10 protein-coding genes and 1 pseudogene are annotated in these 21,166 nt (G+C 47.7%); 4 read left to right on the top strand and 7 right to left on the bottom strand.

Annotated elements, in window-relative coordinates:
- Window positions 1–182 precede the first annotated feature (182 nt).
- Both M6D81_RS05235 and M6D81_RS05230 read right to left on the bottom strand, forming a co-directional pair.
- The gene (locus M6D81_RS05235; protein ID WP_262675762.1) at window positions 183–1,796 is read right to left on the bottom strand and encodes an ABC transporter permease; all 1,614 of its coding nucleotides are present in this window, start codon (window positions 1,794–1,796) and stop codon (window positions 183–185) included.
- 23 nt (window positions 1,797–1,819) lie between these two features.
- Entirely contained in the window at window positions 1,820–2,701 is an 882-nt protein-coding gene (locus M6D81_RS05230; RefSeq protein WP_262675761.1) for an ABC transporter ATP-binding protein, read from the bottom strand.
- A gap of 318 nt (window positions 2,702–3,019) precedes the next feature.
- Here M6D81_RS05230 and M6D81_RS05225 point away from each other — a divergent pair, with 318 nt between their 5' ends.
- Window positions 3,020–3,616, top strand: coding sequence for a TetR/AcrR family transcriptional regulator (locus M6D81_RS05225; protein WP_262675760.1), 597 nt, complete (start codon window positions 3,020–3,022; stop codon window positions 3,614–3,616).
- Window positions 3,600–3,768: pseudogene (locus tag M6D81_RS31975) on the top strand (Rpn family recombination-promoting nuclease/putative transposase); the annotation flags it as partial. The gene M6D81_RS05225 and the pseudogene M6D81_RS31975, both read left to right, overlap by 17 nt.
- Before the next feature lie 299 nt (window positions 3,769–4,067).
- On the opposite strand, the gene M6D81_RS05215 reads toward M6D81_RS31975, so the two are convergent.
- Window positions 4,068–8,273: an S-layer homology domain-containing protein gene (locus tag M6D81_RS05215; protein ID WP_262675759.1), complete on the bottom strand. Its 4,206-nt coding sequence runs from the start codon at window positions 8,271–8,273 to the stop codon at window positions 4,068–4,070.
- Window positions 8,274–8,797: 524 nt separating this feature from the next.
- Here M6D81_RS05215 and M6D81_RS05210 point away from each other — a divergent pair.
- Both M6D81_RS05210 and M6D81_RS05205 read left to right on the top strand, forming a co-directional pair.
- Window positions 8,798–14,374 (top strand): DUF8202 domain-containing protein, encoded by a 5,577-nt coding sequence (locus M6D81_RS05210; protein WP_262675758.1) that lies wholly within the window; start codon window positions 8,798–8,800, stop codon window positions 14,372–14,374.
- A 175-nt stretch (window positions 14,375–14,549) separates the two neighbouring features.
- A complete protein-coding gene (locus tag M6D81_RS05205) occupies window positions 14,550–17,639 on the top strand; it encodes a hybrid sensor histidine kinase/response regulator (protein WP_262675757.1) in 3,090 nt (1,029 codons plus the stop codon).
- Between the two features lie 105 nt (window positions 17,640–17,744).
- Here M6D81_RS05205 and M6D81_RS05200 read toward each other — a convergent pair whose 3' ends face one another.
- The 4 genes from M6D81_RS05200 to M6D81_RS05185 all read right to left on the bottom strand — a co-directional run bounded on the left by M6D81_RS05200 (window position 17,745) and on the right by M6D81_RS05185 (window position 21,135).
- Entirely contained in the window at window positions 17,745–18,875 is a 1,131-nt protein-coding gene (locus M6D81_RS05200; protein WP_262675756.1) for a response regulator, read from the bottom strand.
- Window positions 18,876–19,074: 199 nt separating this feature from the next.
- Window positions 19,075–19,404, bottom strand: coding sequence for a metal-sensitive transcriptional regulator (locus M6D81_RS05195; RefSeq protein ID WP_262675755.1), 330 nt, complete (start codon window positions 19,402–19,404; stop codon window positions 19,075–19,077).
- A 130-nt stretch (window positions 19,405–19,534) separates the two neighbouring features.
- Complete coding sequence (locus M6D81_RS05190) at window positions 19,535–20,470, bottom strand: ROK family protein (RefSeq protein ID WP_262675754.1); 936 nt, start codon at window positions 20,468–20,470, stop codon at window positions 19,535–19,537.
- 14 nt (window positions 20,471–20,484) lie between these two features.
- Complete coding sequence (locus M6D81_RS05185; protein WP_262675753.1) at window positions 20,485–21,135, bottom strand: transaldolase family protein; 651 nt, start codon at window positions 21,133–21,135, stop codon at window positions 20,485–20,487.
- Between the last annotated feature and the right edge of the window lie 31 nt (window positions 21,136–21,166).

Below are 21,166 nucleotides of genomic sequence, written 5' to 3'. Positions count from 1 at the left end.
GTTACAATTAAAGTAGAAAGAGGAAGGATTGAAGTGATTGACCTGTATGAGGATGACTGTACAAGTAAGTAAGGCCTTCCGGCAGAGGTGCCGAAAGGCCAATATCAAATCCCTTTCTCAAAAATAGATGTGGCTCTTAAGAGCTATTTTCTTTCGAGCGAAACGCGATAATCAACAGGTTGTTAAGCTCCTTCAACCATATCTCGTTTGTGATACCCAATATAGCCAATAACCATCAAGGCGATACTAATCAATGTCATCACAATAAAAGTTGTTGCATCAAACGGAGCTGCCGGCATCCGCGGAATCCAACTTTGAACGGCTGTTTTTGAGAACCATTCCGGCAAATCCAAAATGCCGCCGAAATAGTTCAAAGCAAACGAATAGCCAAGATAAACATAAACTGCTTTGCCTAGTCTTGGTGCCCAACCTAGAGCCATTGCGGCAAGAGCGGTATAGAACAACACAGAGGGAAAAAAGTTATAGCCTGCGGCGATAAAATCACCCATATCCATGGAAGAACCGTCACCCATTACAGAAATGGCTGTCCCGCCTAATCCGCCCGCAGCCAGCAAAATGCCAACGATTCCGGCAACGATGGCCATAATGACACTCGTCCAAAAGAGTCTGGCACGAGTCACTCTTGTAGCATAAAGCTGGCTCAAATGTAACCGCACTTCTTCCGAGAAAAGCTTATTCACGATGGCTATCGGTAAAATGGAAACCAATCCAATCATGACCATCATAATGGTCCCGGTGAATGCTTCTTCGAGTGAAACGCCGGATACCGTAAACATTTGGCTCATCATTTCATTGCTTTCAAGGAACGTCTGCATATCTCCATAAATCGAACCATAGGCTGCTCCCATAATGACGAAAGCAATCATCCAGCTAATAATTACACCTTTGTTAAGCTTGATAAACAAGCCAGGTACAGATAGCAATGATTTTTTCGCTGACCCCCGACCTTCTCTCTCAGGCAAATAACCTGCCCCCATATCCCGAGCGCCTTCAAGGGCAAAAGCGAAGATCAAGACGACTATACTGAAGATTACGGCCAAAACCAGCGGGAACCAATTGTTCTCCGTAAATGGATAAGTCAGATAAGTCCAGCCCATCGGATTGATCATGGAGAAATCAACATTCGACACATCCGTACCTGCGCGAAAAATATAGAGCAAGCCTATAATTCCCAGCGATGAGCCCGTAGCACCGGATGAAGTTGGCATAATTTGCGCCATGACTAATGCGATTACGGCTCCCAGGACCCCAGCCATCCCGATGGATGCGCCAAACAAGAAGCATCCTTCGGTCGAAATCGTATCTGCCCCAGAGCTAGTCATAATTCCGCCAATAACGAGCGCCAATAAAATATTGATAATGACGACTTCGGTAAGCACTGCAAGCGAATTGGCCTGACGACCTACTTGAAAGGAGCGTACCAGTTCAGTAAGCCCTTGATCTTCTTCTTTACGAGTATGGCTCACCACATGCAAAGCAGCGATAATCATCGCAAACAAGCCACAGAATAACAACATTTCGTGCGCATACATCGCACCTAAAGTATAATCGGCTGCGGCGTCAACCGGTGTCGGACCAACCATGGATATCATGGCAGGATTTTGCATGGTTTCATACATTCCCTGCAAACCTTGCCCCTTTTCGATTTCTTCAAAGGCTGGAATAAAACCGGCAGAAAACAAGCCTAAACCAAATATCCAGATGATGATTTTTTTCCAATCACGTTTCAGATATAGAACAAACAGTACGCCCCAACGTGCAAATTTTTCCTGCATCTTAGTTTCCTCCGTTCCCGCTCTTAAACTTCATAATGACGCATAAATAAGTCTTCAAGCGTAGGTGGAACCGATTCAAACTTCTTAACGCCCAATCTTGTCGCTTCGCTTAAAATATCATTGATAAATTCATTGTCCGCGGAGAATGTCGCTTGATTCCCTGTTTGCTTGAAATCATGGACACCGTTAACGGATGCCATTTTAACCACATCACCCTCTGTCACTAAAGTAACCGTAGAACGTGTTAAGTGACGCAATTCATTCAACGTTCCAATTTCCACCACTTTCCCCTGGCGAATAATTACCACCTTATCGGCTAGACGTTCCACTTCGCTTAAAATATGAGAGGAAAGTAAGATCGCTTTCCCCGCATTCTTAATTTTTTCAACTTCATCTTGGAAGACCGCTTCCATCAATGGATCAAGGCCCGAAGTCGGTTCGTCGAAAATATACAAATCGGAGTCAACGGACAAAGCCGCAATCAAGCCGACTTTTTGTCGATTTCCTTTGGAATAGCCTTTGGCTTTCTTCTTAGGATCCAGTTCAAAACGTTTAATCAAATAGTCGCGTTTATTTTTGTCTCCGCCCCCATGCAATTTGATGAATAAATCTATAATTTCACCGCCTGTTAAGCTGCCCCAAAGAGCTACGTCTCCTGGAACATAAGAAATTCGTTTATGGATTTCAAGGCTATCCTTCCAAACATCCTTGCCGAAAATTTTCGTATCCCCCGCATCCCGATTGATGATTCCGAGCAAAGTACGAATCGTTGTTGATTTCCCAGCGCCATTTGGCCCAATAAAGCCGACAACTTCCCCGGCATTTATCGTAAATGACACATCAGACAACGCATTAAATTTCCCGAATTTTTTTTTCAAGCCTTGTACTTTCACAATTTCTGTCATGGCACTAAAACTCCTCCCTAACCAGTTTTAGTAACGTGCTTTCCAGTTTAAAGCAAAGCTGCTTTGCGGATTATTATGAACTTTAAATGTATAAATAGTTCATATATGCCTCGATATAGCTCTGTTCTAAACCAAAGTTCATTTACAAATTCAGTTATACACCTCTTATTCGGTTTTGTCAATTTAAAATAAATTAGTTTTGAACTATTGTTTGTTTGATAATCCATAACTATTGCTATATACTAAATATTAAGGAAGGATACGAACTAAATCTCCCGAAATAATCTTAATTATAATAAGTAGAAAGCAGGAAGATAAATGAATGGATTTGAGAAGAGGACACAGGAGAAGAAAAATCAAGTTTTGGCGGCAGCATTTCACTTGATCAATACCGAAGCTGGCATAGAAAATGTAACGATAGATGATATCGCCAAAAATTCCAATGTTGGTAAAACAACGATTTTCAAGTATTTTGGGAGCAAAGAGAACTTGATCCACGAGGTTTTTAAATATTTTTTAAGTCAATTGGGTGAAACAGCCCAAGAAATCATGGCCGAGAATAGACCTTTCGAAGAAACCCTCATTGCCATGAGTCAGAGTAAAATTAATTCTTTAAAAAAAATAAACAAACAGTTTTACTTGGATTTGATGGATTATTTTACGAAGAAGGATGATGCCGGCTCAACTGTGATGATGCAGCAATATACCGAGAAAAGCTTTAGTCTTATGCTGGATTTATTCCACCGCGGGCGTAAAGAAGGCAAGGTTGACCTGAAATATTCAGATGAATTTCTTTTGGTTTATTTCCAAGCCATTGTTGAAGGGATCTCCAGCCCGCACATCTACTCCAAAATAGTGCCTTATACCGCTCAATGGACAGAACTGCTAATTAAAGGTATTGCGCCAAGATCATAGCGGCATAACGTTGATCGATGACATTGAAATACACATCATGGAACTGTCAAAGCTGAATGAACACATCATACCAAATGAAGGCGCTGCTCAACTGGCTGCTGTTCCTGAAAAGCGAAGATACAACCAACTGGGAGGTGTTGAAGGTGCTAGAGCAGAAGGCGAGTCCATTGGTCAAGCTTTCTCCCCCATGACAAAATTATCCTCTCCAGCCTCAGGCCAGTATTCAGGATGCATCACATCTAATCTTACAGGTATTTCTGGACATAGAAAAATAGCCAAACACCCGGAATCCCTTGTGTTTAGCCGCTTTCTATTGTATGGCCCCTAACATCATCGCTGCCAGCGATGCGTTCTCCCGCAGTTGGGTATTTCACTGCCAAAATCTCTAACAAATAAAGTCCCGCTTGAATAGACCAGACTCCTTCAAGCGGGATTTGTTTAGTGTCGACCCTTATCCATCTATCATTCCAAGCGTTCTCATCGTTCTTATGAATACGACTGCCGCCTGCGCGCGTGTCGTCTCGCCCTTCGGACTGAACGTGTCGGCGTCTATGCCTGTCATAATCTGAAGCTTGACCATCAAGCGCACGTCCTCCAGATAGGCTTCATCTATATCCTTTATGTCCTTGTAGCCGTCCATACTTACCCGCTCCTTAGTGAACGGGAGTTGCTCCAGCGCAATGACGGCCGCCAGCATGCTCGCCATTTCCATGCGGGTCAGCATTTGATCCGGCTTAAAGCTCGTGCCACTCACAAAGTCTAGCAGCCCAAGCTCCTTCGCAGTCGACACATCACCGTAATACCACGTACCGGACTTCACATCGTCATAAGGCTCTGTGATTCCGGTAGATGTGCCTCGTCCTAGCGCCCGAACGAGCATGGAGGTGAACTCCGCTCTCGTTACGGCTTTGTCGGGACTATACTTCCCGCTGCCAACTCCGTTAACCAACCCTTTTGCCGCAGCAAGCTCGACGTACGATTGAGCCCAGTGCTTCTGTATATCGGTAAAGCCCACTGCATTGTCCGCTACGACATACACGCTGTTAGAATGGGAGTTGATCATGACATACCACATGTCATCGATCCGCATGCTCCGAGCTGAGACAAAATCGAACTTCCCAGTCTCCTCATTATAGCGGAACGCGCCCCATTGCGACGGCATGCCTGACCTATGTTTCGGCATCGGAATCATTCTTGTCAGCGCCTTGCTGAATTGATCCGCCGTTCCGATTGTTTGGCCTGTCTTCGGGTTTAGGATATCGATGCGGAAATCGACAATCGCGCCCATTACTTCGCCTTTCGGCAAGTCGCTTGCAAACGCTGTCTGTACGCCTCTATCGCCGGACTTGTCGGTCAAGGTGATCTTGAAGCTGATATCCTCTGCCCGGAGGCCGGTTGCGGCAAGCAATTCCTTCAGTCCGGGTATGAGCGATGCCAGATTGACCGGTACTTGATAACTGCCGTAAGACGCTTGAATCTTGATGATAAAAGCAGCGTTATTCCCTTCAAAACGGGTTAAAACGCTTGCCGGCAAGCTGACGTAGATTACTCCGTCCTTGGGCGTTGCTTCGAGCGTGACGGACGGCTTCGCGCTGTCGATGGTATCCGGATCCAGCAGCACGCCGTTATTGTCGATGAACGGCCTGGAAACGGTACCGCTGCTATTGCTTGCGATGGACTTGCCGCTCACCGTCACCGTCGCGGATTGGTCCGCCACCTCCACGCCGTTCAGATACACCGTCAAGGTGTGGATGACATCGCTTGTGGTCGCGTTCTGCGGGATTGCGACGGTTGCCGCCGCGCTTGCGGCACTGGCCACGTTCGCAGTGGCGGCTTCCGCTCCGTCTACATAGACTTTAATCGATTGCCCGGTGAGATTCGACCCGATCATCGCGACTGCAGCATTTCCTCCGTCACTGGAAAAGATTGCAGGACTTGCGGAAATGCCAGTCACGTTAGGCACCGCTATGGTGAAGCTCATACTTGCCGCGTCAAGCGTGTTATGAATATTGTTTTCAACCACGTTCCCGGCGACTTTAACCTCGTAAACGCCGTCGCCGAGCGTGCCATTAAACGTCAAGGTATACGTACGCGATAATTCATCATAGGATGGCGTGTAGTTTGAAAATGGCTCTCCGTCCTTCTCTACGCTAATGAGCGCAGATGCATTGGAAGAAGTCAACTCCGCTCCGTCCGCCGCCCAATAGACCGCTTCGCTGACGGTAACGGTTACGTAGGTTGGCGGAGTCGTGAAAATCTGATTAGCGGTGAAGCCGTCGAAAACAACCGCAGGCTTGGTGGTGTCATACAGGTAACTGACAGTTGTCGCTTCATTGCCGTTGCCTGCTGCGTCGGTCACGACCTCCGCCGGAACGGTTACCGTCACCGCCTGACCGCTCGCGATCGGATTGATCACGGCGGAGTAAACAGTCGCAGTGACAGAAACAAAATTCGAAACGGTGCCGTTGCCGACAACGATGTCGCTCTCATCAAAGCCGCTTGCGGCTTCGCTGAAGGTGACGGTAATCGGGAAAGCGGCATTAACCGTGCCTCCTGCAGCACTTGATAGCGTAACGGCAGGCTTCGTGTTATCTAGCTCAAACGGGTTCGAAACCTGACTCTGCACATTGCCTGCCTGATCGGTTGCGCCGATGTGCAAATACCAACTGCCGTCTCCACCAGCTTGCGTCAGCGTATCTCCGCTCGCGAATGTGCTCCACCCGCTGTCGGGGACGCTCGCGCTTTGCGTCCACGCATATTGTAAGGTGCCGGCATCCACACCGCTTTCATGATCACTGACCGAAACGGTGGTCGATGCCAATTTTTCATAGGTACTATTCCCATTCGTGCCAAAGGAAACGGTCGGTGCGGTATTGTCTAAATCGAATCGGTTCGTCGCCACATCCGTTGTATTCCCTACTTCGTCCTTGGCTTGAATGTGCAGATACCATTCGCCATCCAATCCACCTTTCATGAGGGTGTCTCCGTCCGTAAAGCTTTTCCATGTTGTTCCCCCGTCCGGTGTGCTTGCATCTTGCGTCCAAACATATTTCAAGAAACTTGCATTCACTCCGCTGCCGGCATCATTGACAGTGACTGTCGATGATGCCGATTGCACATAACTTGTTCCACTTCCATTCGTGCCGAAGATGACTGTCGGCGCGGCATTGTCCAGTTGAAACGCATTCGAAGATGTATTTACGGTATTCCCAACGCTATCCTTCGCTTGAATGTGCAAGTGCCACGCACCGTCACCACTGCTTTTCGTCAAGACGGCGCCACTTGTAAAGCTAGTCCATGTCGCCCCGCTTCCCGGCGTGCTTGCATCTTGCGTCCAAACATATTCCAAGGAACCAGCATTGACACCGCTGCCCGCATCATGGACGGTGATCGTCGATGACGCCGATTGCACATAGCTTGTTCCACTTCCGTTCGTGCCAAAGCTGACGGTCGGCGCGCTGTAGCTGAACGAACGCAGATAGGGGGTCGTCTTCCCTTCACTAATTCCCCATGCGGGAATAGTGATGGTATTTTGATAGATTTGATTATCATTATGATCCGTATAATGAAGCGTCAACCCTTGAAAGGCTCCACTGGAGACCGTTACCATTGACTGACCAGCACTAACAGACACAGTTTGTGAGTGTCCGCTGGAATCACTGAGCGTAATGGTACCAATCGTATTTTCCAAATAATTATACGTTATCTTGTTTCCGTTCGTAATTGCCGCCCCTCTGGTACCGGATATCGTGACTGAATTTAGATTACCAGAGAATGGTGGACTTGGTTCAACTGTTGCCGTGGTAGTTGAAAAGTTCCAAGTGGAATAGGTTGATTGTAGTTCCATATTTGATAACGATTCTACAGAGGAGCCAGTGACGGAGCTATATCCAGCGACATTGTAACCACTTAATGGAGAAAGATTGGTATAACTGTCACTCACACTTCCATGGTTATATCCCACAACTCCGCCGGTTTTACCACTGCCAACACTCACAATTCCGGTGAAATATACATTCGAAATGGAGCTTTCGTTGTCTCCCACTATTCCGCCGGCATTAGAAGCGCTCCCCCCCCTCACAATTCCGGTGGCAAAGGCATTTGTAATGGTTCCATAATTCAATCCCGCTAATCCGCCGATAGGGACGTTGGACCCGGTTGATTTCACACTCCCGGAGACATAGGCATTTGTAATGGTTCCAAAGCTTTTCCCCACTAATCCACCCACATAACCGGTACCGCTTACATTCACGCTTGTCAAACCAACGTTTTTTATCGTTCCAGCTCCACCCACATAACCGAAGAAGCCTGTATGAAACGTAGAATTGTTGATCGATACATGAGATATCGTATAGCCGCCTCCGTCGAACGTGCCGATGAATGGATGACTATTGTCTCCGATCGGCACCCAATTGCTGTACCCGCTTAAATCAATATTGGCCCCCAGCCTATAGCTGCCGCTTAAGTTATTGCGCACGTTATCAAGCTGTGCAGCTGTCGTAATGATTGTCGGCGACGCCGCCTTTACGACAGTCGGTCCGCCGAACCTTTCTGGCAGCATGGTCATTGCGCTGAATAACATTAGGAAAGCACAATGCATGATTGCGATCGATTTCATTCTTCTTTTCATTGTCACCCTTTGTTTCTGTTTATTCATAATTCACTGATTCTCCTTTTTTCCAAACTTGCTTCTTCCTTTTTCATCCGCATTAAAAAGATTCACTACCTATTAATCTATCAGAATAAGCGCGGGAAATATCTCCGCTGTTGGAGCGGACGTCTCTCTTTTCCCATTATATCCCTACGGTACATCGTACAGATTATATCACAAAAAGAATGATAGGAATCTTAGAGAAATCTTAAAGGAATTTTAGAGATTTATAGCTATAATTGGCCTTCGCTCTGGCTAAAAGGCGGAAGCAGTTTCTAAAGGGACAAGCTTAATAAAGAAAAATTGAAGATGTACTCCCGATGTAATGTAGAGATCTTGTAGAGTTCCTTTTGTTATCATCACGGTTGTCGAAAAGAAGTGTGTTTTATCGAATTATGAGAGAAGTAAGTGCTTTGACTACCTATCGGACAGGAGTTGAGAGCGGAATAAATGAAGTATGGGTGATTGTTTAATGGAAGAAAAAGAAATTTAGAGGCGTGTACCTATATAAAAGAAAGGATGAGTACAAATTGAAAGAGAAGCTAATCAAAAAAACAATACCTAATGCGCTGATGTGTATGTTGTTGATGTTCCTCCCTGTGCTCCAGTTGGTTGCAGGCGGGAGTTCAGCATTTGCGGCAACTGGAACGTGGACGGACATCACCGGTTCGGAGAGTTATAGCTCTCTCTATGGCGTAACAGCAGTCAGCGACAATGTGTATGTGACGGATATTGGCAATAATACAATTAATATACTGTCGAACGGCAGTGTGACGGACATTACCTATTCGGGAGACTTTGCGAATCCCAATGGAGTTGCCGTGGACAGCAGCGGCAATGTGTATGTGGCGGATAATAACAATCACAAAGTAAAAAAGCTTTTGAACGGAAGTAATAGTTGGACGGACATCACCGGTTCGGAAAGCTTTGTTGCTCCTTTCGGCATAGAAGTAGACAGCAGCGGCAATGTGTATGTGGCGGATAATCAAGCTCATACAATTAAAAAACTGTCGAACGGTAATTGGACGGACATTACCAATTCGGGAGGCTTTAGCTATCCCGGTGGAGTGGCTGTAGACAGCAATGACAATGTGTATGTGATAGATGCTGGAAATCACAAAGTAAAAAAACGATTGAACGGAAGCACTGAATGGACGGACATCACCTATTCAGGAAACTTTTCCGCTTTACAAGACGTGGCCGTAGACAGCAGCGGCAATGTGTATGTGACGGATTGGGGCAATAAGACAATAAAAAAACTGTCGAACGGGAGTACTAGTTGGACGGACATCACCGGTGGGGAAAGCTTTACTGGTCCCTATGGCATAGCCGTAGACAGCAGCGGCAATGTGTATGTGGCGGATGGCACGAAACTTAAAAAACTGATGAGTGCCGCTCCAATATCGGCTGGTATATTCGCATCCGCAGGAACAACTGCATCCCAAGGCATTACCCCTGTAACGGTTGACGGGAATTTAACGATTGAATATACCGATAATGGCGGCATATTGCCGGGCGCTACGGTTGTCATAGACAATCTTCAGACTGGAGATTCCTTGTCCATCGATGAAGCTATGGCAGCAGGCAGCGACATTACGGTAGATAAAAGCAATGCTGCTAATGGCGTTATAATACTTACAGGCAATGCTTCGGCGGCAGCATATCAAGATTTATTAAGAACTGTTAAGTATTCAACCACATCCACAGATATAAGCGACAGGACCATCGCGTTTTCAATGGGCAGCGCGCTGCCTTACAGCGAGAACGGTCATTTCTATTACTATGTTCCCCTTGCAGGCGTTTCTTGGAACGATGCAGTAGCAGGGGCTAGCGCCCAAACCTACTTTGGGCGCCAAGGCTACCTCGCAACCATTACAAGTCAAGGCGAGAATGATTTCATTTGGAAAAAAACGAGCGGCACTGGTTATATTGGCGCGCGAGATATTGGACGACCAAATCAAGAACCTGTCGCCACCACTCCGGGCGTTGGTGACTGGCGTTGGGTGACAGGCCCTGAAGGCTTGTCAGACGGCGGTAACGGCTTGCAGTTCTGGAATGGTTACAATCCGGGGAGCTCGGTAGGTGCGTATGCTAACTGGGCTTCAGGTGAACCCAATGATTACGGCGGCGGCGAGTATGTTGCCCATATTTTTGGTGGAACAGGGGCTAATGCGGGCAAGTGGAATGATTTCAACCCTGGCGACCCTAGTGTTCAAGGCTACGTCATCGAGTACGGCGGAATGCCGACTGACGACACTAGTATTCAATTAAACACAACCAAGACCATTTCCACACCAGTTACTAACGATAATGTCGCTCCGGGCGGTGTAAGCGACGGCCTGATCTCGTGGGTTAACGTGGAGAAAAGCGCCAATAGTCCAACAGCCGTCGGCAGCTTGGCAGATTTGGCCGATCCTAATCGAAACTGGTCTCATCAAGCTGGGGGGACTATGCCGTATGATGCGGCGGCGATCAATTTCAATGCCGGTATTCAAGCAACGGGATATAACGGTTATTATAAGGCTGATTCATTCGGGACTACGGATACAGAGCGGGAAGTATTCTCGGTGCAGACTAGCAAAATTACCGACACAGCCAACAGATTTCCATGGGATTTCGGAGGTAACTTTAATTTACAGAATTCGACTTACGGCAACAAAGACGGCAACGGAAGCATTGTAACGCGCTTCGGATCCGAGGTTGCCCGGTCTGTTGGAGTCGGCGGCATCGATCTGAAGAAACCCCGCTTGATGGACGCATTCGCAGCCATTCAGGAATGGGCGCTTTCAATCGATGGCAACCCGTTGCTCAAAGAAACATCCAACAGCGTTAACTTTGACCCTCCTGTTCCGAATACCTATTACATAGGAGCCGGTCATTTCAGCATATTCCAGGGCGATATTTCCGAAACTATCGTGTTCAATCGCAAGCTGGACGCCCTTGAGAAGTTGAAAGTAAACAGCTATTTGGCTTTGAAATACGGCTTGACGCTAAATGGCGGCAACTCGGATTATACAGCCAGCAATGGCACCGACAAGATGTGGACGGCAGCCGATAATCAAGGCTACGGCAACCGGATTACCGGCGTCGGTCGGGATGACGGCAGCGATCTACTGCAGAAGCAGTCCAAGTCGCAGGAGCAGGGCGCGTTGGTAACGATCGCTTTAGGCGATGCCGTACAAGCCTCCAATGCGGCCAACACGAATACGATTAACAATGATTCCTCGTTCCTCGTATTCAGCGACAACGGTGCAACAGCCAATTACGAAACCGACGTGCTGGAAGCTCCGGGACACACGCTGAAGCAGTTGAACCGTGTGTTTAAGGTGGAAAAATCGAATTGGCAGGACCAGGACATCACTTTGAAGCTGGATGTGACGGCCGAAAATCCTTCCGTTCTCTACTATCTCATTATTGACGGAGTGAATTCGGGCATTACGCTGGATGCGGCGGGTCAAGCTACTTTCGATAGCAGCAGATTCGACAACGGAGCTCTGTTCACCTTCGCGAAAGTGTACAAATCCGATCTTCAAACCAAACTGATCGGAATCAATGGCCTGACGGAGACCAACTACACGCCAGAAAGCTGGACAGCGCTGCGAACCGCGCTGACTAACGCCGAAGCCGTGTTGAACAATCCGGGTTCCACGCAGGCGCAGGTCGATGCTGCCCTGGCCGCTTTGGAAGGCGCTCAGGCGGGCTTGGTTAGTGATAAAGACAAGCTGCAAGCCAAGACAGACGAAGTCCAGAACGAAATTACAATCGGCACCCTGATACCGGGCGACTACACAACAGGCAGCTGGGCAGATTTGACCAAAGCGCTGGAAGATGCGAATGATTTGCTAACCTCGCCGCAAGCTACTCCGGAAGAGCTCGGACAAGCGTTGTCCGCTCTGGAATCGGCGCGGAGCTCTCTGGTCGACTTGAGCGAGCTGCGTGCTAAGGAAGCGGAGATTGCCGCGGAAAACTTGAATCCGGCAACCTATACACCGAGCAGCTGGCAAGTGTTGCAGCAAACGTTGACCGCGGCACAAGCCGTGCTGGCCGATCCTGATGCGACACAAGCCGAAGTCGATGAGGCGAAGTTAACGCTGGAGCAGGCAAGAGCCGCCTTGGTTCCGTTGGTCAATATCGCCGGCGGAATGAAGTATGAGAATGGAGCCTATCCTACCCATGCAACCATTACTGTGGCCGGCGTTACAGGCAGTGTGAATCAGCATACCGGCAAATACGCTGTAAACGATGTGCCAGTAGGGGTGTATCCGGCAAGTATTACGATTGCGAACCCTGATAACGAAGCGCTTAACGCAACATTTACGTCTACTGCTACCGTAGATGACGCTGGCAACGTCACCTTTGGACCATTTGCGCCAATTGTCGGAACACCTGCGGGAATGAGCGTTACAAGCGATGACGAAGGAAACATGATTATTCATCCTTCTACCGCTGTTTCACAGATCGCCAGCAATATGACAGCTGCTATCGATACGAATACTTTAGAAGCTTTACAAGCGGCACATGAAGAATTTACGGCTCTCACACCGGAAGAACAACTGCAAATAAGCAGGACTACGGTAGAGCTTGTATCTAATGCGATATTGAATTTGCTGCCTTCATTAAACATTCACAGTGTCGTAAGCGGCAGTGTTGTAAATCCCGCTGTCACCAGAAACCAATTGGATGCTCAAAAGGGCATGCTGCTTACGTCTGAGGAAATTGCTGAGGCATTGATTAATGGCCAGTCTTTGAATGTCACTCTTAATCTGAATGCAACGAATGTGTCTACCAGCACTAACCAGGAAATATTAGACGACAAAGCCTTAATTGAAACGCTCGCTGCCCCAAGTGCGGCCAACATTGGCTTTATGTATGATATTAACATTACCAAAAAAGTAGATGTGCTAGACAACAGTGGTACAGTGATCGACGAAAAAAGCACTTCAGAGCTTGTTCCTGTAGTGCCGGAGCCGATTAGCATTACGCTGAACATTCCAACAAACCTGCTCGGTTATAAGTATTTCGCTATTGTCAGAGTTCACAATGACCGTGCGGAATTCATCCCAAGCTCTGTCAATGGAACAACAGTAAGGTTCTCTTCAACCAAGTTTTCGACTTACGCTTTGCTTTACTCGAACCAGGAGATATTTGTGGACAACTTGCCGGGCACAGGTCCTTCGCAGCCATCAAGCGGAGGCGTGATCGTTGGCTACAAAGTCACAATTGGTAACTTGGAAGGCGGAAAAGTTATTGTAGACAATAGCAACCCTATATCCGGTACTGAAGTGACCATTACAGTTACACCTGATGAGGGATACAAGCTGGACAAGTTATGGATTACAGATAGTAAAGGTAATGTAATCAGCTATACGGACAATGGCAACGGTACTTACACGTATGTCCAACCGAATGGCGCAGTTAAGATTAATGCTACGTTCAAAGCTTTAGACAAGGAGCCAACTACCGTAACGGGAGTATTCAAGTTGCTCAATACGATAGAGCATTTCGCCTATTTAAGAGGGTACGAGGATGGAACCTTTAGAGCGGATGCCCCGATGACCCGTGCTGAAGTAGCTCAGATGTTCTATAATCTTCTGAAAGATCAAGATGTAAATATTTCTGGAACGCGCTTTGCAGATGTACCTGACAATGCTTGGTATGCAAAAGCTGTAAACACCTTAGCCAGCCTTGGTATTATTAACGGTTATGAAGATGGCACCTTCTCACCAGATAAGGCCATCACTCGCGCAGAGTTTACAATCATTGCGGTGAGCTTCTCGAATAAAGCTACAGGCAATAAGAGCTTTACAGATGTTTCGAGCACCCATTGGGCTTATTCAAGCATTGCAACTTCGGCGGAATACGGATGGGTAAGTGGCTATCCGAACGGCACCTTTGAACCGGATAAAACCATCACTCGCGCAGAGTCTGCAACGATTGTAAACAGAATGCTTAATCGTAAGCCTGACAAGAAAGCCATCGATGCTTCTACCGGCATCAAAGCTTTCAAAGACCTTTCAAGCGGCTACTGGGCATACTATGACATTATGGAAGCGACCAATGACCATCAATATGAAACATCAAACGGTATGGAAATTTGGAAGATGTAACCAAACGCCATTAATGAAATAAGCTCAAATCAAGATAGCCCGCCAATATACGAAACATTGGCGGGCTTTTGCGCGCGAAGAAGGAATTTATGCTGTTTTTGTCGAAAATTATGAATTTCGACATTTACAAGCATATGGTGAAATTTCTTGACAAAATGATAGGAGTGAGCTCATTGTGATTCGGATAAAAAACAAAGCCGCCCTAAAGTATGCTGTGACGTTCGTCCTGTTTCTCTCCATACTTCTCGGCCTCCGGTGGCTTTGGACGGAGATATTTCCCGTGCATGAACATCCTGCTGCGGTTCAGGGCGTGCTGGATCTGCGCGGACATGACTTCGTGAAATCCTATCCCATTTCGCTAAATGGCGAGTGGGAGTTTTATCCGGAAGCGTTTATTACGCATAATGACAAGAGCCGGCAATCCCTTGACAAGCGTTATATTCAGGTTCCGGGAGATTGGCGGAGCGCTCTTCCGTCCGGGTCAAATTCCTCTTTCGGATACGGGACATACCGGCTGCTCATTCTTATCGATCCTTTGCCGCAGCAGTCCTTCGAATTCTGGATTCAGGATATCCAAGCCTCTTCCGCTATCGAATTCAATGGTCAGATAGCAGGCGTCGGCCAACCGGCAGAGCAAGCGACAATGTATACGCCCCGCCGGATTTCTTATTCCCCGCTCTATAAAGCGAACGGAGTGAGTACGATCGAGTTGCTTGTACGCGTGGCCAATTTCGAAAATCCGTATAATGGCGGCATTGCCAGGGACATCCGCTTCGGGTCGGAAGCAGCCATCGATCATGAACGCTGGAGTTCCATTGGCTTTCAGGTTGTGACATTTATCATACTGATGCTGCATAGCTTGTACGCTTTGATGTTATACGCATTTAATCGGCAAAAATCGTTTCTTGCCTTCTTCATGCTGCTCCTGGTCTCCGGTCTTTCGATTGTGTCCGATCACGACAGCCTGCTGCTGACATGGATGCCTTTTATCAGCTACGCATGGGCGCTGAAAATCAAGGTACTCTCGTATTTGTCGATTTCTTTTTTCTTTCTGCTGCTGGTCAGAATATTTGCCTATTTTAGAATAAACAATAGATTATTCCGTACGTACGCCGTCGCCGTTGCCATATATTCAGTATTTGTAGCGATCATGCCGCCGCCGCTCATTTATTTTTCGATCGAAGCTAAAGTATTCCTGCTGCTTGGTTGGTTCCCATTAGCCTGGATTGTCTATCTGGTTGGCAAAATGATAGCCAGGAACCAGCCAGACGCTATCTTTCTGGTGCTTGCCGCCACAAGCATATTATCCAGTACCATCTGGGGATTGTTTAATTATCGCATGGAAGTAACAAGTGTCTACTACCCGTTTGACGTGCTGGCTGCTATAATCTGTTTTTGCGCTTACTGGTTTAAGCAGTTCTTTCGCAATTCCGAAGAAAACGCCAAGTTGAACGAGCAGTTAACAATGGCCGACAAGCGGAAGGATGATTTTCTGGCGAACACATCCCATGAGTTGCGAAATCCGCTGCACGGGATGCTGAATATCGCGCAAACCGTCCTCGACAGCGAAAAACATTCGCTAAGCGATAAGAACGCCCTCAATTTGGAACTGATGATTACCGTCGGCCGGCGCATGTCATTTATGTTAAATGACCTGCTCGATTTGACGCGTCTCAAGGAGGGCATCATTCGCCTGCAGGTGCAAAGCATTCATGTGCAAGCAGTCGCTTCCGGCGTATTCGATCTATTGCGCTTCATGACCGACGGCAAGCCGATACGCCTCGTCAACGCAATTCCAGACACGTTCCCGCGAGTGATGGCCGACGAAAGCCGACTCGTTCAAATTTTATTTAATCTGGTTCACAACGCGATTAAATTTACTAACGAAGGAACTGTCGTCATCCGGGCGGTAGCGCAGGACAGGAAGGCATATATAAGCGTTGCGGATACAGGCGCCGGCATGGACGCGGAGACGCTGCAAAAAATATTTCAACCCTACGAGCAGGGCGACTCCGGTATGACGGCGTCTCCCGGCGGCGGCATTGGACTGGGCCTTAGCATTTGCAAGCAGCTTGTGGAGCTTCACGGCGAAGCGCTCAAGGTCAGCTCTACTCCTGGAGAAGGCACAGTGTTTACGTTTGCTCTGGCTCTGTCCGATTCATCATCCGCTCAACAGGAACTGGAAGCTGTATCGGATCTGTTGCCTGCTTATACGAAAACAGGCGCAGCCGGCTTTCAATTCGGAGAAGCGGCGGATACGCAAAGCTCCGGCTCTACCGATAGACCGATCATATTGGCTGTGGACGACGATCCGCTCAACCTGAAAGTATTGGAGGACATCTTAGCTGCGCAAAGCTTCGATATCGTTACGGTTACGAGCGGCAAGGAAGCATTATTCCAGCTAAAAGCGAGGGAGTGGGATCTGGTCATTGCCGACGTCATGATGCCTCACATGTCGGGATATGAGTTAACGCGCGCGATCCGCGAGCGCTATTCGAGCTCCGAGCTGCCTATTCTGCTTTTGACCGCGCGCGGCAAGACTGAAGATATTTCCATGGGATTTTTGGCGGGCGCCAACGATTATGTTGTAAAACCTGCGGATACGATGGAGTTGATTGCTCGGGTGAGGGCATTAACCGATGTGCACCGTACGATGCGCGAACGGCTGCGTATGGAAGCGGCATGGCTGCAAGCGCAAATACAGCCCCACTTTTTATTCAACTCGCTCAATGCAATAGCGGCGCTCAGTGACATCAATCTAAACAGAATGCGCCTCCTGCTTGACGAGTTTGGAAATTATTTACGAGCCAGCTTCAGCTTTCAAAATTCCGAGCAGCTTGTTCCGCTTGATCAGGAGCTTGCTCTTGTACGTTCTTATTTGTATATCGAGAATGAACGTTTCAACGGAAATCTGGATATTATTTGGGAAATTGATGTAGGCATGCAGTTGAAGATTCCTCCGCTTTCCATCCAGCCTCTCGTGGAAAACGCAGTACGGCATGGTATAACGAGGCGTTCATCAGGAGGAAGGATTGTGATCCAAATCACCGAATATGAAGACCATCTAGAAACAACTATTACCGATAACGGCGTTGGAATAGATAAAGAAACGGTGCAAGGACTATTGCGCACACGTTCGGGCAGCAGGCAGGGAGTCGGGTTGCTCAATATAGATCGGCGGCTGAAACAAATGTATGGAATTGGATTGCAAATTCAGAGTGATCCGGAGCAAGGTACGACCGTTTCTTTTGTCATACCGAAGTGAAGCGTGAGGAGTATCAAGCTTTAGCATTAGCAGGCAGTTGGCTTGGGGGAGGCGAACAATGCGCTTGCCTCCCCCAAGCCAAGTACACACCTCTAGCAATACGAGCTATGGCTCGACTGATTCGAACCAGTCTACCAGCTTGTTGGTCAAGCCGATCCGCAGCTCATTTGAAAACAGATGATCCAGCTTACGATAGTGACTCTCCGCTTCTGTCCGCCGCCCGGTTGCCATATAAAGCTTTATCAGCGCAAGTGCGTCGTCTTCGTTATAAGGATCCGCGTCCTGAATCCGTTCATACATCGCAATCGCCTCATTCAGGACTCCGGATTTCTCATAGAATCGGGCTAACAGACGGGCATGCTGATACCATAGCTTCCTTAATCTTTCGCGTTCGTTCTCCGCCCATCCATAGCCATGCTCCTGGAAATAGTCTCCTTCATAACGCTCAAGCAGTTGCAGCAGCTCGGAGTGATTGTCCGCGATATCCGCTCCGCCAGACTGCCTCAACCCGTTCTCCCATTCATCCACGTCAATTCGTATGCGACTTGTGTCCAGCATATACCCTTCCTGGATCGTCAGATTGCGTATGGCGATATCGATGCCCATTTGCTTCAAGCATTGTCTGATGTGATAAATCGATGTGTACAGTTGACTCATCGCTTGTTTCATGTCAAGCTCCGGCCATAGCAGCTCCAGAATCGTTTCCTTGAGGACGATATTGCCGCGATGGTGCAGCAGATAAGCAAACAGCTCCTGCGCTTTGGTCGTCCGCCATTTCGGAATTTCTGAAGACCCGCTGCCATTGTTCTGAAAACGGAGAGTTCGAAAACAGAGAACGCGGGAAGGTTCCGTTGACCCGATGTCTTCTTGTTTATGCAATCTTCTTTGCATCAGTCGTTTTATCGTTTGATCCAAACGAGCTTGATGCAGCGGCTTAAGCAAATAATCGACTGCATTCAGATCGAACGCCTGGATAGCATATTCGCTATATGCCGTTACAAATACAATATCGATCCCCGAGCAAACCTCCTGTGCCAACTCCACAGCATCGATGCCCGACAGCTCCGGCAAGTGAATATCGAAAAATATGACGTCCGGTTGAATTTCCGGCATTCTTGCAATAGCCTCCCGCGCATTCTGAAACGAGCCGACCACCGAAATTCTGGAATATCCCGAAAGCATTCGATGAATTTGATGGAGCACCAGCACTTCGTCATCAACCAACATAATTTTCATGTTCTTCACGCTCCAAAAATAGGCATACATTATTTTCAGCGCCAATTGCCTTGTTATTTTACATCGGCATTTTGATCATGGATGATAATAGCATTAATATTTTGGTGAATCTCAATTAGACTCATTAAGCTCCTTTACCTCCATCGCCTTTGCTAGAAAAAAAATAAGGAGAGACAATCGATGTTGTCTCCCCTTTCTGTTATTTAATTAACTTATTTACGGTGGTCAACAATTCATCCAAAACTTCTCGATCGCCTTCTTCAATCCGTTCAATAACACAGCTTTTTAAATGATGTTCCAGCAGTTGCTTCCCCAGTCCATTAAGAGAGGCTTGGATCGAAGAGATTTGATGCAGCACATCATCACAATACGTATCTCGTTCGATCATTCCCTTCACCCCTCGCACTTGCCCTTCGATACGATTCAGTCTTTGAAACAAATTGATTTTTGTTTTTTCGGAATGATGACTCTTCCGCTCTGTAGATGATGTATGGTCGCATGAGGTGGGCTCATGGTTGGTATCACTCATTGGAATCAGCTCCTTCTTATTTTAATTTAACATCCCCCCATGACCGTGAAGACCTATCCATTAAATTCGGCGTGGAAATCGACACAGGCGTGAAGTAATGCGCATACGCATTACTTCACGCCCATCTTGATCAGTAAAGCTTGATAATACCCGATTGCTCCCGTGCATATATAATTGCTCCCATACCTACCGCTTGTTCCTCAGCTGTCCATGCGTGAATGGATACGGATTTGCGGAAAGGCAGGTAGCACTTGTCGCGAATACCATCCTCGAGCCTCGGTTGGAAGTGTTCCACCACAAATTGACCTAGCCCGCCTCCGAGCACAATCTGTTCAGGATCATACAGCGTCATGACGGATGCCAGCCCTTTCGCCAAGTAAAGAATATATTGCTCCATAACCTCCTGAAATTGCGGATGACCGGCCAAGTACCCGGTCGTCACTTGCTCAGGCGCGGTAATCCCCTCTTCTGGAAACATTCGCTTAGCAAGTCTTAGCAACCCCGGACCGGAGCATACCGCCTCAAGACACCCCGAGCTCCCGCATGGACATGGCGTATAAAAATCATCATCCACAAGCAGATGGCCGACTTCCGAATTCCCTTCAGCAGAGGTGCGAAAGAGTCGCCGGTTCGAAACAAAAGCTCCGCCAACGCCTGTCCCCAAAGTTACATAGAAAATATGCGAAACATGCTTTAATAACGAAGCTTCCGCCAACGCCGCAGCCTCACAATCATTGATCCAATAAACCGGACCGCGGAATTGGCATCGAATCTGATCCGCAGCGCCAAGCTCACTCCAGCCCTCTTCGTGCAAACAAAACAGCGGCTTATTCAGATCGCTGTTCACACTGCCGCCGAAGCCAAACCCGATTGCTTGGATCGATTCCCTACCCAGACCATGCTCCTTCAACAGATCAAGCGCTGTCTCAAGCAAGGTATTCAAGCTTTGTTCTGCGGTGTTATCATGAGGTCGGTTAATCTTCCGAGAGGCTGCGATGGATTCCCCATCATAGGAAAGAGAGACGACCAACTTCGTACCTCCGCTTTCAAACCCTAGATAAGCCAAACGTGAATGCCCCCTTACGATTGAACGTTAATCGTATTCCAGCTTTTCTCGAAATTCGCTTCTGAGCGCAACACCATAGGCAGGTCAAAGAAACATTCAATATCCTTGTCCCAAATGAAGAAGTTGTCGATTCCCGCCAAGGTGAATCTACGAAGCTCAACCGGATCTTTAACGCCCGCAATAATCTGTGCAGACAGCTGCTGGTTGCGGAGCACTTCTGAGAGTTCCTTGAGCAGCGTCTCCTTATCGACCTGACCGAATGGATGCCATATCGAACCATAAGGGGTAATCCATTGCGCGCCAAAGCGGACCGCCATGAGCATGGTGGTCAAATCCGGGACGCAGGTCGCCAGCACCGAATGCCCTTCAGCGGTCAACCGGCTGATTACCCGCATACCAGATCGCGTCGCCGGCACTTTAATTCTCATCTTAGTATCAATATCCAGCATGCGTGAGGCATCACGGAGCATCTCCACTTCATCGCCGGATTGCAGCTGATAGAAGACGGGGCCATTGCTGATCTCGCATAATGAAGTAAAAAATGCTACTTTGTCCATTTTGGCATTCGCCACAATGTCCGGATTTGTCAGTATCCCTTCGAAAGCGTCATAGGATAACCAATCCGCGATGCGATCCAAATCATTGCCACATAACCATAGTTTCACTAGAATAGCCTCCTATCGTTCCTTCATTTGG

This window comes from Paenibacillus sp. J5C2022 (assembly GCF_025567625.1).
Classification (GTDB): domain Bacteria; phylum Bacillota; class Bacilli; order Paenibacillales; family Paenibacillaceae; genus Pristimantibacillus.
This window is presented reverse-complemented; position numbering and strand designations above follow the sequence as displayed.